This window comes from Bartonella sp. AU16XJBT (assembly GCF_028618665.1).
In the GTDB taxonomy this organism is placed as follows: domain Bacteria; phylum Pseudomonadota; class Alphaproteobacteria; order Rhizobiales; family Rhizobiaceae; genus Bartonella.
Window position 1 is genome coordinate 124,661 of record NZ_JAQITF010000003.1, and the last position, 15,843, is coordinate 140,503.

Annotated in this window: 23 protein-coding genes; all 23 read right to left on the reverse strand. The window is 46.5% G+C overall.

The features are described 5' to 3' along the window. Nucleotide 1 precedes the first annotated feature (1 nt). Nucleotides 2-595 (reverse strand): baseplate assembly protein, encoded by a 594-nt coding sequence (locus PVV66_RS02745; protein ID WP_273718809.1) that lies wholly within the window; start codon nucleotides 593-595, stop codon nucleotides 2-4. After that, the gene (locus PVV66_RS02750) at nucleotides 592-1,113 is read right to left on the reverse strand and encodes a hypothetical protein (protein ID WP_273718811.1); all 522 of its coding nucleotides are present in this window, start codon (nucleotides 1,111-1,113) and stop codon (nucleotides 592-594) included. Before PVV66_RS02750 ends, PVV66_RS02745 begins: the two co-directional genes overlap by 4 nt. Further along, nucleotides 1,110-1,604: a phage virion morphogenesis protein gene (locus tag PVV66_RS02755; protein WP_273718813.1), complete on the reverse strand. Its 495-nt coding sequence runs from the start codon at nucleotides 1,602-1,604 to the stop codon at nucleotides 1,110-1,112. Before PVV66_RS02755 ends, PVV66_RS02750 begins: the two co-directional genes overlap by 4 nt. A 1-nt stretch (nucleotide 1,605) precedes the next feature. Next, the gene (locus PVV66_RS02760; protein WP_273718815.1) at nucleotides 1,606-2,028 is read right to left on the reverse strand and encodes a gp436 family protein; all 423 of its coding nucleotides are present in this window, start codon (nucleotides 2,026-2,028) and stop codon (nucleotides 1,606-1,608) included. Between the two features lie 12 nt (nucleotides 2,029-2,040). Continuing rightward, a complete protein-coding gene (locus tag PVV66_RS02765) occupies nucleotides 2,041-3,006 on the reverse strand; it encodes a capsid protein (RefSeq protein ID WP_273718817.1) in 966 nt (321 codons plus the stop codon). 12 nt (nucleotides 3,007-3,018) lie between these two features. Next, complete coding sequence (locus tag PVV66_RS02770; protein WP_273718819.1) at nucleotides 3,019-3,360, reverse strand: hypothetical protein; 342 nt, start codon at nucleotides 3,358-3,360, stop codon at nucleotides 3,019-3,021. Next, the gene (locus tag PVV66_RS02775; RefSeq protein ID WP_273718821.1) at nucleotides 3,357-4,415 is read right to left on the reverse strand and encodes a phage protease; all 1,059 of its coding nucleotides are present in this window, start codon (nucleotides 4,413-4,415) and stop codon (nucleotides 3,357-3,359) included. Before PVV66_RS02775 ends, PVV66_RS02770 begins: the two co-directional genes overlap by 4 nt. An 868-nt stretch (nucleotides 4,416-5,283) precedes the next feature. Next, a complete protein-coding gene (locus tag PVV66_RS02780) occupies nucleotides 5,284-6,489 on the reverse strand; it encodes a phage minor head protein (RefSeq protein ID WP_273718823.1) in 1,206 nt (401 codons plus the stop codon). Continuing rightward, entirely contained in the window at nucleotides 6,482-8,083 is a 1,602-nt protein-coding gene (locus tag PVV66_RS02785; RefSeq protein WP_273718825.1) for a DUF935 domain-containing protein, read from the reverse strand. The genes PVV66_RS02780 and PVV66_RS02785 overlap by 8 nt, the downstream gene beginning before the upstream one ends. A gap of 12 nt (nucleotides 8,084-8,095) precedes the next feature. Further along, nucleotides 8,096-9,718, reverse strand: coding sequence for a hypothetical protein (locus tag PVV66_RS02790; RefSeq protein WP_273718826.1), 1,623 nt, complete (start codon nucleotides 9,716-9,718; stop codon nucleotides 8,096-8,098). Further along, nucleotides 9,711-10,292 (reverse strand): phage protein Gp27 family protein, encoded by a 582-nt coding sequence (locus tag PVV66_RS02795; RefSeq protein ID WP_273718827.1) that lies wholly within the window; start codon nucleotides 10,290-10,292, stop codon nucleotides 9,711-9,713. The genes PVV66_RS02790 and PVV66_RS02795 overlap by 8 nt, the downstream gene beginning before the upstream one ends. Then, entirely contained in the window at nucleotides 10,255-10,611 is a 357-nt protein-coding gene (locus PVV66_RS02800) for a hypothetical protein (protein WP_012231816.1), read from the reverse strand. The genes PVV66_RS02795 and PVV66_RS02800 overlap by 38 nt, the downstream gene beginning before the upstream one ends. Continuing rightward, nucleotides 10,608-10,922, reverse strand: coding sequence for a DUF2730 family protein (locus tag PVV66_RS02805; RefSeq protein WP_273718828.1), 315 nt, complete (start codon nucleotides 10,920-10,922; stop codon nucleotides 10,608-10,610). Before PVV66_RS02805 ends, PVV66_RS02800 begins: the two co-directional genes overlap by 4 nt. Next, nucleotides 10,919-11,158, reverse strand: coding sequence for a hypothetical protein (locus tag PVV66_RS02810; protein ID WP_273718829.1), 240 nt, complete (start codon nucleotides 11,156-11,158; stop codon nucleotides 10,919-10,921). Before PVV66_RS02810 ends, PVV66_RS02805 begins: the two co-directional genes overlap by 4 nt. Then, nucleotides 11,124-11,462 carry a hypothetical protein gene (locus PVV66_RS02815; RefSeq protein WP_273718830.1) on the reverse strand — a complete coding sequence of 113 codons (339 nt, stop codon included), beginning with the start codon at nucleotides 11,460-11,462 and terminating at the stop codon, nucleotides 11,124-11,126. Before PVV66_RS02815 ends, PVV66_RS02810 begins: the two co-directional genes overlap by 35 nt. After that, complete coding sequence (locus PVV66_RS02820) at nucleotides 11,455-11,742, reverse strand: hypothetical protein (RefSeq protein ID WP_273718831.1); 288 nt, start codon at nucleotides 11,740-11,742, stop codon at nucleotides 11,455-11,457. The genes PVV66_RS02815 and PVV66_RS02820 overlap by 8 nt, the downstream gene beginning before the upstream one ends. Beyond that, nucleotides 11,739-12,320, reverse strand: coding sequence for a peptidoglycan-binding protein (locus PVV66_RS02825; RefSeq protein ID WP_273718832.1), 582 nt, complete (start codon nucleotides 12,318-12,320; stop codon nucleotides 11,739-11,741). Before PVV66_RS02825 ends, PVV66_RS02820 begins: the two co-directional genes overlap by 4 nt. Nucleotides 12,321-12,406: 86 nt before the next feature. After that, on the reverse strand, nucleotides 12,407-12,814 hold the full coding sequence (locus PVV66_RS02830) for a helix-turn-helix domain-containing protein (RefSeq protein WP_273718833.1): 408 nt from the start codon (nucleotides 12,812-12,814) through the stop codon (nucleotides 12,407-12,409). 6 nt (nucleotides 12,815-12,820) lie between these two features. Beyond that, entirely contained in the window at nucleotides 12,821-13,438 is a 618-nt protein-coding gene (locus tag PVV66_RS02835) for a regulatory protein GemA (protein WP_273718834.1), read from the reverse strand. A gap of 22 nt (nucleotides 13,439-13,460) precedes the next feature. Beyond that, the gene (locus PVV66_RS02840; protein WP_273718835.1) at nucleotides 13,461-14,084 is read right to left on the reverse strand and encodes a DUF3164 family protein; all 624 of its coding nucleotides are present in this window, start codon (nucleotides 14,082-14,084) and stop codon (nucleotides 13,461-13,463) included. Beyond that, the gene (locus tag PVV66_RS02845) at nucleotides 14,077-14,346 is read right to left on the reverse strand and encodes a hypothetical protein (RefSeq protein WP_273718890.1); all 270 of its coding nucleotides are present in this window, start codon (nucleotides 14,344-14,346) and stop codon (nucleotides 14,077-14,079) included. Before PVV66_RS02845 ends, PVV66_RS02840 begins: the two co-directional genes overlap by 8 nt. Then, nucleotides 14,346-14,615 (reverse strand): hypothetical protein, encoded by a 270-nt coding sequence (locus PVV66_RS02850; protein ID WP_273718836.1) that lies wholly within the window; start codon nucleotides 14,613-14,615, stop codon nucleotides 14,346-14,348. The genes PVV66_RS02845 and PVV66_RS02850 overlap by 1 nt, the downstream gene beginning before the upstream one ends. Next, nucleotides 14,612-15,643: an AAA family ATPase gene (locus tag PVV66_RS02855; protein WP_273718837.1), complete on the reverse strand. Its 1,032-nt coding sequence runs from the start codon at nucleotides 15,641-15,643 to the stop codon at nucleotides 14,612-14,614. The genes PVV66_RS02850 and PVV66_RS02855 overlap by 4 nt, the downstream gene beginning before the upstream one ends. Nucleotides 15,644-15,843: the final 200 nt, after the last annotated feature.

Below are 15,843 nucleotides of genomic sequence, written 5' to 3' on the forward strand. Positions count from 1 at the left end.
TTTAAAGAGGACTAGAGGTTGTGGAGGGACCCATTTTGACCCCACCGTGTTTGTGGCTTGCGCCAACCGATTTTTGATTGTGCTGTAAATCTTCTGCTTGAATCTGCACACTGCCCGTTAATGCAACACGGGTTGATTGATGAGAAAGCACCAAACCTTGGCTACTCAAATGAATTTGGTTTTCCCCATGGGAAAGAATAAGCTCATCCTTCGTGATACGCAAAGCACCACCCGCATAACACAGAGCAAATTCTTGGAAAGAGCGTGCGCAATTAGGTGCATCCTCACTATAACTATCGCGCACCACCAGAGAGGCAGAACCAATTTCGCCATGGGGATTTAACAAGCGCACCGGATCACCAACATGGAGGGGCATATTGCTTGAAACAGCACCAGAAGCTTCTTGCGCTTGTAGCCAAGGCGATAAAACCGCTTGTCCATTGGAACCCTGTTCGGAAAGTTTTACCCGCACCCTATGACCATCAACTTCTGCAACCCGCCCAATCATGTGCTGGTTGGCAAGACAGCGTTCAAGCGCATCAAGACGCTTCATCATTTGCCGCAAAGTGTCACTCAAAAGGTGCGCATCATTCATGCCTCCACCTCATCATCACATGAGATCAAACCAGCTTTGAGTTGTCCTTCATCACAAAAAATATCCTGTCCCAACTGATGCAAATCTTGGTGCCATTCCACCACGCTTATCGATACACCACGCTGCTTAATCGCCGCAGAGATAATCGGTTCGATCTCGACATCCCGCGGGGCACTCAAATGCGTTAGCCCCCACAATTGCCCGCTATGACAAAGCACCGCAATGGCTTCTGCTAAAAGCCAACTGGAAACATCCCGCTCTTTACCCGTGGTGATAATAAAAGCCCCTAAATGAAGATCAGCACTCTGCTGCCCAGAAGCCACAGAAGTTAAGCGACTTTCTAAAACCGCAACACGCACAGCTGGTGCCACAAGCATTTGTGTTTCCAGTTCTTCTAAATTAAAGCGTCCAAATTGACAGCCGCAATCGCGCACATCCGGCAAAGCCCTTTTAAGGCTCTTTATCACCGCCTCACGAAAGGCATTAATACGCCCTGCTTGTGTGATCGTTTGACTCATAAAAAGACCCTTTCCAACCAATCCTCTGCCGCTTTGACAATTTCCACTTTATTTTGCTCTGAAAGCCCTAAATAAGGGCGTGCCGGCATAGTCACTTGAGGCACACAAACAAAACGCTGTGCTTTGCTGCTTTTCAGAAAAAAGCGCAATGTCTTGCCATTTTTGGGGCGAATAACCCCACCCAATTGATGAATCCGCGCATAAACCAACCCACTCCCCACCATCACCTTTTCTGGTGAAGCTTTCATATCAATGGAGCGTGAGAGCGCCCCACTGGCAAAAAGAATAGAGGTACGGGCATGGTTGTTTTTCCACTTCTCTTCTTGGGCAGACATTTTTTCACTTTGAATCCGCCGTCTAGTACTCTCTTGAATGAGACGACCAACCCCTTGTGCCAAAGTTCCCATCGGGGCATGAGCCCTCTTTTGTAAAAAGGATAAAGCCGCTTCAAGCCCGCTCTCTTTAATCTCAATATGGGTTGAAACAGACATGTTACCTTCCCATCAAACGCGGTTTGGCATGGAAAAAAGCCCCATCACGCACGGGACCATCTTCGCTCATAATTTTAGGTTCATCGACCCCTAAACCCGCTTTGCCTTCCGCAATGCGTTTCAAAAGTTCAACCGCCTGTTTGTAACGATCTTCAATGGTCGTGGTCAGTGCCGTATGGCGTATGGCTAAATTATAAACAGCAATATTGACACAAATCATGCTGAGAGCCGCCGGCTGTCCAGAAATCGGGACCACGTAGCGATGAGACAAATGCACATCAATCTCACCGCTTGCTTGGTTTAGAGCGCGGGCAATGGCTTGCTCTGAAAAAACTGGATCAGAATTCTCATCCATCCCACATAAGTCATCCAAGAAGTCATCACCCCAGAGCTCTTCAATCAATGTTTTGCTTGCATAAGCCATTAAGTCTTTTCCTTAAACAACGTCTTGCAACAAAACGCCGGCATCTTTTGCGGCGACCAATTCACACACACGTTCCCCCACACGCACCCGTTTACCGCCTGATAAGCCGATATCTGGATCAATGATCACTCCAGACAAACGTTCACCCAATTGGGCACTAAAGCCCCAACTGATGACCGAACCATCAGCCTGTTGTTTGGTGGGGTCAATATAAAGCAGTGCAATCTTATTGCCCCAAACGCGTGCCAATTGCGCTGAACGCCCTTTGCGGGCCAAATTCACTTGCGATTCACCAATGAGTAAACGATCGGGGTGTATTTCCATCAGATCAGCAAATTGCGCCTTGGTGACAAAACCATCAGCAGTGCCACCTCCTTTAACGGCTTTAATGATTTTGGGATGGCGTTTGAGTTTTGACCAAACAACTTTACCCATCACAATGGTGTTGGGCGTATAGACGAGAGCTTTATCCATCGCCTCATCTAAAGTGGCATAAGGATCAGATTTCTCATAATCACTGAATTTATTCTCACCTTTGAGCGTTATCACGCGCTCTGGTGCGTAATTTTCACTTCTTTGCACAAGGGCTGCAACACGCACTTCACGCCCCAATTCTAGCAAATTGGCAAGTCCTTCCACGGCTGTCTTTTCGGGGTTATAACGAGAGCGTCGCTCAGCCCTGGCGCGTGCCGCTGCTTCAATATCTGAATTGGGGATAAGATCATCAAGTCCATAATCTTTGACACTGGCTTCCCGTTCAAAGGCAGAAAATTCCACCACATTCGGGCGCCCTTTTCGCCCAACCTCAAGTTCAGGCACCGTAAAATTTTCCGCTAAAGGAAATTCACTATATTTAAACACCTCACTTAAAACAGAAACGCGTGGCAAAACTTTATCGCCAATAAGAGAACCTGCTGGATTGCGATAACCAATAGCAATAGCAGTGAGTGTTGGATCAATGGGAAAAGGTCTGTTCATTTTAAGCCTCGATTAATTAATTTTAAAAGAAATAACATCACCAGCAGAGCCATCACTCATGGCAATGCCAATGGTGCGATCTGCTGCTTCTGCCTTTATGGCGTGCCCTTTGGGGTCAGAGGTTAAAAAATCACCAAAGGAAACATTGCCTCCACAAACCACTTCGCCCCAACCGCATTGAGCAACATCAATCATCTCACCAGCCTTGGCTTCACAAGAGCCGGCAGTGCCTAATAATTTATCACCCTTACCAGTAGCCGTTGCCACCATTCCCTCAGTGCGGGCTGCAACAATGCAATAAGGCGAGATCACATCTCCAGCGCGAAAAGATTTCATCAAAATTGTCGTACTCATAATTGGCGCTCCTTTTGCTCGCTAATATAATCAACTGCTTGGCTAATGGTGATGTCGAAGCCTTGTGCTTTCTGCTCTTGTTGATAATGGCGTGCCGCAAGCGCAACCTCTTCTGGCGCAAGCTTTGCTTCTTGCACCAAGGCACACACTTCTAAAGGGCTTGTTGAGGCAAGCGCCGGCAATTTTTCTATCAAACTTTTAAAATGCTCCACGCCCCCTTCAAGGGTACAAAGGGCACAATATTCTTCACGTGCAGCAGGCAAAATCTTGCCCTCTTCAATCGCTTTGTCTAAAAGACTCTCAATCGTCGCCTTTTTTTGCTCTTCCCGCAAAAGTGCTAAATCTTCTCGCGCTTTTGTTAATTGGGTATTTAATTCCACCCGTTCTTTTTCGCGTGCTGCAATGCTTGCTAAAATTTCTGCAGGTTTTGCATCTTCTGCCAGCTCCAAAGCACTGGCAATGGCTGTTAAATCCATCATTTTCTCCGTCAAGGTTGTTGGGGACACCACAAGGGGTATCAAAGGGGGTGTTAAAGGGTATTCACGGCTTAAAGCCGTCATCACAAGGGCAGGACGGTTCACCAACCCTGCCCCTGCCAAACTTAAAATCTCACCATTTTTAGAATGACGAAACTCAGGGGAAAGATAGCGATACTCTCGGGCAATAATCTTTTTAGCTGCCATATCGGTCCATTTAACCCGACCCCAAATCGCACCATCCCGCTCTGCGAGTTCTTCAATCCAGCCACTAGCCGGCGCTTCCAAGCCGTTCCTCGCTCGGTGATGTTGCCCATGCTCATAATCAATCACAAGCGGTCCTTTATTGGCTGCAAAAGCCTTTAAAATCCTTTGTGGGTCATAATGCCATTCCCGTCCATCACGCGCCTTCACATGGGGCGCTTTAGGCAACAACTCGACCCATTCCGGCGCTTGGCTAACGGTGGCGTCTTGGCATAAAATATCTTGGCATAAAACGTCTGGGCAAAGATCTATGAACGCGGCATAAAATGTTTCTGCATCCCCATCTTCTTGATCTTCGTGAAATTCCTGTTCCATACATTGCCTATTGCTTTACAATTGTCATTGGCAATACAATGCATGAAACTTACTCCCACTATAAGTCTGACACTGTCAGTCAAAAGAGCATTTCTCAAAAAAGCACTCTTTTCCCTATTATTCTCCTTGTGAGAGAAACCCCCGTGCTAAACCATCCCATAAAATCGTTTTCAAAGGCACTTCAAAGGCGATAGAGCGCCGTTGTGAAGTTAGAGGTACAAATTATCACTCCATACAAAAAAGCCTCTCTCAAGGCGCGTTTTTTTAAAGATTGCTTTTTGGCTTAAAAACATTATATCATTGGAGATAAGGCGTGAGCCAGTTTTGCCAGGACGGCTTTGCCGGATCTGCGAGGAGTTGACCGCCCTCCACGCCTTCTCATTTCACAAAAGCCAACAGGTCTTTCCGGTGTTCTCTTTACAACAACCGTTCATTCTTCTTTTCCCTTTTAAAGAAAACACCCCCAGTCTCAAACACTCTTAATAAAAGTCAAACACTCTTATAAAATTGTTTTCAAAGACACTGGCGATAGAGCACCATTTTTTTAAAAGATTGCTTTTAAACGTTGAAACTGTTAGATTACCCGCGAGGCGTGAGCCAGTTATACCAGGACGGTTTTACCGGATCTGCGAGGAGTTGACCGCCCTCCACGCCTTCTTATTTTCTCACGCATTGACTCTCTTCACAAAAGCCAACATGGTTTTCTCAAAGCGTTTTTTTAAGATTGCTTTTAAACTTTTAAACTGTTAGATTACCCACGAGGCGTGAGCCAGTTATACCAGGACGGCTTTGCCGGATCTGCGAGGAGTTGACCGCCCTCCACGCCTTCTCTTTTCACAAACACCAACAGAGCTTTACGGTATTCTCTTTACAACAACCTCTCGCCCTTTTTTTCAGCCGCGTTTAACAAACGTTGAATTTCGCGAAAGCTCTTTTTATGCATGGAGGTCAACCACCATTCTTGTTTGCTTGCCACAAATTTAACCGCTAAGCGCCACCATACCCCATCATTTTCACCCAAAAACACAACGCTCGGTACACCTTTTCGCCTGATAATTCCATGGGGGCGGATAAGTGTTTGAATGGCGCCTCGAAAATCCTCCAAGTGAAGAGACCGCGCTTGATGCTCTAACAAAATATGTTTTACGCTGTCTGAAGATAAGCGAATAAGAGAATTGTCCCCACCAAAAACATCACCCACCTTTTGTAACATCGGGGCTATGGGAATAAATCCACGAGACATGCGTCCTTCAAACATGGCTTCCAAAAGTGGTGAGCCCACAATATCTTCAATGGCAATACGCTTGCCATTGTCCCCCATCACAGAGACTTTATCACTCAAAAATCGGCTTAAATTTTGTGAGCGATGTTTCCCAGGATTAGAATGCCATCCAGGATCAATCCCTACGGGTATCTTCTCAACTTTCCCCGTCCGTTTATTGCGCCAAACCTGCTTTTCAACATGAAGTGGCTCTGCCCCCTCTTCATAGCCTAAATTGTCCGCCTCATAACGGCTTACCTGTCGCACACTGCATTTACATCGCCAGCCATTGGGCGGATAAAGCCAATCCCAAACCGGATCATCAACAGGTGCCGTAAACCCCACCCAACTTTCATGTTCTAAACGCTTATGTTCTGAACTCGACAAAGCATAGGTGAGATAGGGCAAAAATTCTTTATTATTTTGTGTGCGCTCCCATTCCCCTGCCGCATGGGCACTCATGGTATTAGCCCAATAGACCGTTTCTAAACGCCGCGGGCTGCCCAATTGCACCACGCTCTTTTCACCCGTTTTCGGGTCAATAGCAGTCTTTTTCCCCCACCAACCCTTTTCCTGTAAAATCGGCATTAAATTTTTTTGAAAATCTTGAAAAGGAACTTGATGTTTTATGGCTTCTCCAACCGCTCGCTTAAAATCATCCAAAATGTCATAGCCTACCGATTTTGCCACCGTAAAGGAAAAAGCATGTTCTTCTGGTGCTATATCCCGCCAATCAAAGCTTGGAACAATATTTTTGGCTGCAAAATAACGGGTGACCTCTTTGGGTGCTGTTTTAAAAAGTTCCTCATCCATGATACCCCAGTCCCCGCGCAATCATTTGCACCTTTGCCAAGCGTGCTGCCAAGGCATGATGATCCATCTCGCCTAACAATTCATCTAAGCCTTTGAGGATATCCTCATAACTTTTTGCTTCTCTCACAAGCTTTTTAAAAGGCTCTAAAAGGGGTTCTAAATCCTCTTCCCAGTCACTTAAAGCTTCTTCAGAAAGTCGGTCCAATTCGTCGTGATATTTCCCACCATGCTCTTTTCCACCCTTGCCCTCTCTTGTCACAGAAACATCAAAAGCACCCCCACAATCAGCACAAACATGAGCTTTTTGTTGCCCCGCATCATCCTCTTGTCCCCTCTCATCATCAGGCGCATTATCAGGAGCCTTTAAAACATCTTCTTCCTTTTTTGGTTGCGAAAAGCCAATCTTATTGCGTACTTCTTGTGCCCCAACACGCAAACCTAAAGGCACAAGTTTTTCCAGCGCATCACTAATCGCTTTAATATCTTCATTTTCCGAAATCGGCCAATAGACAAGGGGAGTGCGCTCTTGGCGCCCAAAATTAATCTCAACAAAAGGCACGATCAAATCACGATTGGCCGTCAATGCCAATTGCCGTGCATCAGCTCTGGCAATATCATGGCGCACATTTTCATGAATGCGCGCTTGTGAAAAGGACGACCCATCATCCGTCGTCATCGTTTGCCCCAATACCCCTTTAGAGATCTGTCGATCTAAATATTCCGCCTTTGCGGCAAAAACCGCATTGCCACTGCCCCCTGCCGCTTCAATAAACTCAATCTCCATCTCTTTGGGAATAATCGCTGCCGCATCACTGGATAAATCACGCACAGCCTTCATGAGAACCCGCCGTTCCTCATGAGAAGAGCTTGCCCCATATTTTCCCACACGCAACGGCATGCCGTAAACTTCTAAGAAAGCCATCCAATCTTTTAAGGTATAAGACTTAAACAAAAATGCCCAAGCCGCAAGCCGTGCAAGCCCCGTACGGATAGGTAAGCCACTTTTCAACTTGGGTCTGTGAATGGAAAATTTATAAGCAGGCAACTCTGTTCCGTACAAAGACCCCTCTTCTTTTAAACGCAAATGAAAGCCATCTCGCCGGTCCAATTGAAAAAACCGCTGATCACGCCATTTCCAAGCAACCGGCCACCATTCTTTGGCACTCTTGTCCCACAAGGTTTCAACAATCGCATAGCCTTTTCCCAAAGCATCTAACAAATCCGTCACATAATCATCAACAAAGGTAGGTGCACTAATCATTTCTCGAACAGCATCGGCAATTTTTTTGTCCAGTGCACTGTTGCTTGCAGCAATCACCCCAGGCTCCACCCCTGTGAGAGCATTTTTACGCATGCCAAGCACAGCACGATAATGTAAATCACGCTCTTCCATATCATCAGCAAGTTGGAAAAATTGTTCAGGCGCCCCCCTCGCTGCCTGCTGCAAAATATCAGCAAGTTGCGCAGGTGTTAAACCACTGACAATGGTTTGTGACCATACATCACGAACACCACCAATGCTTGGACTTGCCACCTCCCGCTCCAACCCTTTGATATGAAGCGCCCTACCCCACTGATCTAAAAGTTTTACCATCTCATCATCCCATCAATATATCTTTGATCTCGTCGTTGAAAAAAAAGGCGTTGAAAAGAGTGGGCTTTCATCAAAACCATAAACCTCTCTCACAGGCGTATATTCGTAAATTTCAGGCGCCTGCCGACTGGCAAAATAAGCCAAAGCGCAAGCAATCGCGCTATCACCATGGCGCATAAAACCGTCACTGCCTTTAAAACGATGATTGTCTGGAATTTTCACAATGCCATTGACATAAGCAAGCGCTTGATGATCCGCCACAATGTCACTATCGCGCGGCAAAACAATGGACCCATCACCAAAAGCTTCCAAATAAGCCGGCATTTCTTTGCCATACCAACTTTGCGACAATTGTACTTCCCTCACACAAGCCCCATAACGCTGCGCTGCTTTTTCCGCTAAATAAGCCCCATTGCCCCGCGCATCTAACGCGCCCCCCAACAAACGTGGCAAACCATTCACCCCATAAAATAAAATCTCTCTTTGTTGATCAAACGGCGTATTGCGCAATTCCACCATAAACCGGACACGGCGCACCAAATCTTGCCCCACTTCCATCACCACAATCGACGTTGCATCGCCGCTGCGCGCAAAATCAACACCAAAAACATGTTGGCGCCGTCGGTCAAGCCCAATATGAAGAGGCTTTAAGCGCCCCTCACACCAAGCAAACGCCACTTGACTTCGTTGATCATCCGATTGATTTTTAAAATCATCCGCACAAGCAAAACGCAGCACCGCAATATCTCGCGCACAACAATTTTCAATCTGTAAGCGTGTTAAAGCCGCCCCTTCTTGATCTGCCGGTATGGCATCTAATTCTTGGCGCATAGCACTCAAACGCACCCCATAAGAAGCACGGATTTGCTCTTCCCATTTTTGCTCAGCTGCTAAACTCCACACCTCCCCCTTCATGGCACAAACCCGTTTAAATAAACCATTTTTAACCGCCTCACCAAAGGGATAACAATGCAGAGAAAAAGGAACCTTGCCCGCGCGTGCCTCACGGATCAGTTCATTGAAAGGATTAAGCACACCATTGTGTGTTGAGATCACACGGATCTTGCCTCCCCAAATCAACAAGGCATTCACCGCATCCAAAACAGAGCGCACATCTTTATGAAACGCCGCCTCATCAATCACCACAATGCCCTGGAGACCACGGATATTTTCAGGGCGGCTAGAAAGCGCCTCAATCCGAAAACCTGAAGCAAAGCGCACGCGGTAAGCAGAGATATATTTTGTTGACCCATCATCTTTTTGATCAGAGAATAAAAATTCCTCCACATCACCACTATTGCTGGTAAGTGCTGAAGCAAAATTGCTCACATAGCCAATAAATTCACGCCCCTTTTCTTTGGTGTCGCCAATGTAAAAAACATTATCACCACCAGCCTCAAGCGTTGCCGCCGCAATAAGGGTATCATCCAAAGCTTCCGCAAAAGTAATGCCGGTCCGCCGCCCTTTTTCAACCAATTTTAATGGTGACTTATCTTCAATCCATGCCCGTTGATGCGCCATCAAAATGCCTTCCGCTAAAGGATCCCTCTCTTGCGGAAAAGAGCTTTCCCTCCAAATATCAAAACCGCTCTGATGATCAAAGACATGACTTTTTGAGAGAGGCTGTTCAGCCATTTTTTACCCCCAACACCTGCGCACGAATAGCCCGTGCCGTCTCTTCTGAGAGCCCCGCTGCTGCCGCTGCCACCTCAACCGCTTTGCTTGCCTTGCTTGTAAAATCCTTTTCCAACTTTTGCCGCCTCGTGGTCGACAAATGTTCAGCAGCCAAAACCCCTTTAAGCGCATTCGCCAATTCTTGTGCCGCTTTTGGCGAAAGGTTTTTCCCACTGCTTAACGTGGAAAAAATAAGCTCTTTAATCGCAGCGGCTGTCAACAAAGTAATATTATCAGAAGCTTTGGCATCAAAGCGCTGCGAAAGGCTTGCAGCAATTTCACGGGTTTGCTCCAAGCGCCTTGACATCACAGCCAAACGCAAAGAATAACGATTAAAACTGGAAAAGGAGGGTATAGAAAAGTTGAGACCCATTTCTTTTTGTAAAGCCTTCAAAGCCGCTTTAAACTCACCATAAATGGCTTTTTGCGTCTTTTCACGACCATTTAAAGCCTCAGCCGCCTCTGCAATAATTTGATCACAAGCTTGCGGCAATAAATCAATCGCCGTTAAGCGTCCACGCCCGACCTTGCGCATCTTTCACCTCGTCTTTTATTGATGAACGTTTAGGCCGCTTAATCCCCTCAATCGAAAAGCTCCGGTCTAAATGACGTGCCCCCCGTTCCGTTAAAGCCGCAAGCAAAACAGAACCCACACATTTTAACGTAACAGCCCCTTGATCTTCCATAAAAGCCAATTCATTGCGGACAAAATCACCATCCCGCCGGATACCATAACTGTATAACAACCGCTCAATCATCGCACTCGATAACGTTTCGCTGCGCTCACAAGCTAGCCCTTTTAAAATAATCAGCCGCGCTTCTTCACGGATGATTTTATCCATATCTGCTTTCATTTCTTGGCATTCTCCAGTAAAAACTCTTGCAAGCGCTCACCAATGGCTGCCACCGGTTGTAATTGCGCAGAAAGCGTGTTGAGACGACCATTCAATTTCTCCATATTCACTTCCAATCTTTGCAACGCATCGCGATCAGGCAAAAAGTCCATCTCCGTTTCTAACTTTTGTACACGCTCTTTAAGCACAACGAGATCTTTCAGCATTTCCCGCGCACCTGAAGAAAAATAGGCTCTCAAAACCCCACAAATCGCAACAATCGATAACAACAACGATAACCAACCATTGGCCACACTAATATCTAAATTCACGAACCCCTCCTTGACTTCATTAAAATGGCTTTAACCGCAGCTCCTCTGCGCTGTTCGCAGATCAATAAAGCAGCACGATCACGGCTCCAATAATGCACCACTTCGCGCCCATTCAAAGCATGCTCTGGCAGTAAAACAGGGCGGCTACACGCCATGCGAACAACAGGCGGCAATTCAACCGATAAAAACTGATAAGCAAAACTATCCCTTGGCTTGCTTGTTGAGCAAGCGCACACGCTCAAGCCCAATAGCACAGCCAGTAGTTGGCAATACTGCATTGACCTCCTCCATTTTCATAAGCTTTTGTTCCAGAGCCGAAATCACCCCTTGCGCTTGATGCTCTGCTTCAAACACTGCTTGCCTTTGGCGCTCCTGCGCAAGCTGTGCGCGTGCTGAAGCCTTGGCTATCTCTAAGCGCCAATACAAATCACGCGCTCTTTCCGCCTTTAAAATTTCAGCTTTCATAAAGCCAAAAGCCGCTAACATCACACTTGCCAAAACAAGCAAACCAAAAGACAATTTTGAAAGTGGGCTAAACATTGTGTTTATCCCCCCACCCCGCTATCTCCCCGCCATCATAGGAACTGCTATGCCGCTTATGGGAATGCTTCCTATTGGAAAAATCCAACGAACCAAAACCGCGATGCACCCCCAGATTGCCAACAATAATCGCCACCATCGAAGGAATAGAAATCGCCGCCATATCAACAATATGCGGTGCCCCAAACAAACCACCAGAAACGAGCAAAAAAATAACCCCCCAAGCAAACCAAAAGGACCACCATAAATAACGTCGAGACCCCCGATACGATGGCTTCATGTCTCCACCTCGCATAAAAGTCCTAAAAGCTTTTTGGCGCGGTTTAAATAAGTCAAACGCTGCACAAGTCCATTCTTGCCCCCATTAATCGCCTTGGTAATCCTCACAACATCATCTTGGTCAGCAAGCTTATTTAAGCCTTTCATCTGCCAAAACCAAACAGCCGACCAAAGCGCTGCTGGAAACTGTTCCAGCACTTCTGGAAATGCCTCACAATCAACCGCTTGTTCATCAACTGAGCACCAAAACTGGGTAAAGCGTTGATAATTCTTCCGCCCCGTCAACTGGATCAAACCACGCCCTTTAAAGCGCACCCCATCCCCAGGCTTAACATTGCCTAAATCACGCCGCCCCTCATAAGCACGCCCTGAGGCATATTCACGCAGGGTAAAAAAGCCATCACTCTCATGGGCACATTGGCTTAAAAAATGCGCAATACGCAAATGCGTCGTGAGTGCGCCATAAGACAAAACTTCAGGCAATGCGCGTGCCATCTCAACAATAATATAATCTTGACGTGCATGATGCGTCAGTTTAGGCACAAGGCAATGAAGAAAAGAGGCATCTATTGAAATCATAACAAACCGCTCAATGAATAAAATTCATCCGCAGTTTATGAAATCTCACGCCCCCCATATAAGCCTGACACTGTCAGTCAAAACTCTCAATACTCATAAAACTCTGGAAATAATAAACCTTGGGGCTCTTTTGAAGAAATTCTCTTCTTCAAGCGATAGGCTGTACGCACATGCATACCAGAAACCGCAGCTGCAGCATCTACCGACCAGCCCTTTTGCAGCGCTTGCATCATTTTTTGCCGCCGTTCAGCATCTCTACCAAGGGGGATAAGAAGGCGCACACCAGAACCATTAAAACAAAAATACTTGATCAATTGCTCCGCCTCTTCAAACCCAACAATTTCAATCAACCAATCCGCATTCTCAAGACGCCCAGGGATATAAACTTCTCGTCCACCAAAAGCACGCATCATATTCCATGCTGCCTCACTGCCCGCAACAGCGGCTATTTCACGCAATAAGGCAGGAAAATCGCTATAGACTTCCTCGTGCATGCATGCTTACCCCTCGCTTGTAAATCCTTTACGGATGACCCGCCCCCAAACATTCATAACGCGCATAAAATCGCCCCCAGCCATCTCCCCCAAAGCTTTACCACTTAACGCCATAACACTTTGATGAAAAGCTTCCACATCAAACACAACATCGGGATTCAAACGCTTCCATTGGGCACACAAAATGGCAATGCTTGGGTGTATTCCCCTTGAATCTTGGCGGACTTTTCCTCTCCAGTCAACCCCACCCTCACGCTGCAACCAGCTTTTCAACGCCTCAATAGCTCTACACGCATCATCGCTATCGCGTAAAAAGCGAATATGATCAATCCCTGTCTGTCTCTTCACAAAGGCTAGCAACGCCTTATCTGAACGATCACGAATAATGCCAAGATTCCACCCTGCAATCCATAAAGCTTGAAGCTTCTTAGCATATTTTCCTCTCAAAAGCTTGCCATTGACGCCACCCCCATAGGCGCGCATTTCTTGCATCACCAAGCGCTGTTCTAAAAAATTCAAATCTTTTGCCGATTGCTTGCCCGTCAATCGAAAAAGCAGTGCGCGATAGGTCTCATCATCAAGACCTAACGCGCGTTTGCCCATATGAATAGCCGCTAAAGACATGGTATCCCCTTACTAATTCCCTTTATGTCTTCGCCAAATCAAGCGTTACAGCGCGCCAAGGGCTTTCTAATGTATCACGCTCATAAAAACGCACATATTCCTTAGATGTTGTCACACGAATGGCTTCACGGATCGCCCGCATCGCCTCATTCCAACGTGGATCATCAATATCCAAGCGCAACAGCATAAAAATTTCACCCCGATTCACCTTGCCTTCCTTATCCGTATTAAAAGCACGCGTAATAATCGCACGGATTTCAGGGCGCGCATCCGCAGACCATTCATTCAAACACTCATCAAGAAGGCTTTTGGCAATTTGCAATTGCGGACCAAAATCAAAGCTTTCTTGTACCTGCACCTTAATACGTTGCAAACCATCAAAACTGGTGTACGTACAATTGCCCTTTTTGCCACGCCACTCCACACCATATTCTTGCGCAAGCAAGCTATCAAAACCACTCAAATCCGCAATCGTATGGTTGTTAAAACGCGCAATCCGTGCTGAGAGCTCTTTGGCATACCCCATAACCTTACGCACCGTTTCATCTTCCAACAAATCCGCAGGGCGGATCAGGCTTACTGGCACCAAAGCCCCTTTTGCATCCTTCATATAACGCGTGCCTTCAAGTTCAATCTGTTTATTCATCGCTAAATTCCTCCTTCTTTTCCTGAAACCGGCGAAACGGCAAAACATCCCCTGAAGAAGGCGCACATCCCGCTTTCAATTGCCAACGACACCGCATAAGCTCATGACCTAAAATGTGGTTATAGCCTGCTAAGCGCCGTAAATACGCATTCAATTCTCGAACATCTTGTGCATGCAAAAAAAGTCCATTCATCTCATACTTCAAAAAGCCAGAGCGCAAAGCAATCAAGCAATCTCTCACCATATAAGGGTTCCGTTCCATCATTTTCCGCCTCCAAAATCCATATAAATCACACGATTGGTCTTATCTTCATCTCGATCAGAGCCTTCACACTCAGCCAAAACTTCTGCAACTTCAGCTTCCAAAACCGCATCCGCTTCCCCCAAACGGTGAACACTCAATTCCAATTCAAGCGATAAAGCCAAATCCACACACAATTTAAGTTCTTGGCTAATATCCAAACCGCATTGATAATCATCATAAAGACCAACAAGCGTATCGGATAATTCTTTAGGGCTTAAGCTCATCATGCCAATTCCTCCACATTACGGTTTTTCCATGCCGCTTTGACATGTTTCAGGGTCACCTCACACCCATCTCCAAGCGCTGCCATACGTGCCAACATCATGGTTTTGTCAATTTGCCGCAAAGCCCCAGCCTTTAAGCCTATCCCTGTCAAAAACTTTATCGCCCCAACATCTTCAATCCCCCAATCATGAATACGCGCTGCAATATCCTCACTATAGGGTTTGCGGCGCTTCAGATGCATTGCCAATCGGCTTTTAATTTGCGCATAAGAGGGACCATTTTGACGGTGAACCAACCTCCCCGAGATCTCATCATTCCCAACCAAAGCGAGCCCCGTACCATTGATATCAACAAAATGGCGCAACTGATTAATCGCCTCATCCGTTAAATTTTGCGCCTCATCAACGATCAACAATGTTCCACCCCCCACACGCTCTAATCTCTTACCAATCGCACGCGTTAAGCGGGTGGGATTATATTCCACCACTTCCAATTCTGCTGCCATATCATTCAAAATACCGTGAACACTGCGCGTATGCGGGCTGGCTGTCACCAGATAAACATGCGGACGGGTAGAGCGATAATGGCGGCAGGTTTCGGTCTTACCACTGCCCGCATCAAGCGTAATCATCACCATATCCCCCGTGCTTTGTGCCAATGTTAAAGTATCAATAATCTCACTGGCAATTCGATTCCTCTGAAAGGCTGGTTTTTCAGGGATCTTTTCCAAAAACCCCGCCGTTTCTTTTAAAACTTCAACCCATTGTTGAACCTTCGCATTTTGCTTACCCAATTGCCCCGCATAACTGCCCGCATACCATTGCGAAAACGTCCCATCCGGCATGCCAATGCGCCGTGCCACCTCTGCTTTCGACCAATCATTCATTTGCCCCAAAGCTCTGACTGAATCCACAAGCTCATTCCATAAAGCAATGTCATCACTGTTGCGGTTTTGTGCTGTTCCATTAGGCTGGATTTTAGGTCGCGCCCAAGGATTTTTATCGACCGTTGCATTTATCGCGTTTTTCATGTATATTCCCCTTTCGTATTGATTTTAGACTACTGATAAGGGGAAGGGCTCCAACCAGCCCCTTATCTTTGGTCTTCAATGAACATTTAAAGCCGTACGCGATACTAAAACGGCTAACCTTATAAAATCCCCTTCTCCTTCGTCTTTTGGGAAAGTTGAATCACTCCATGTTCCTCACCTAGTCAGATAAAGGCATCTGA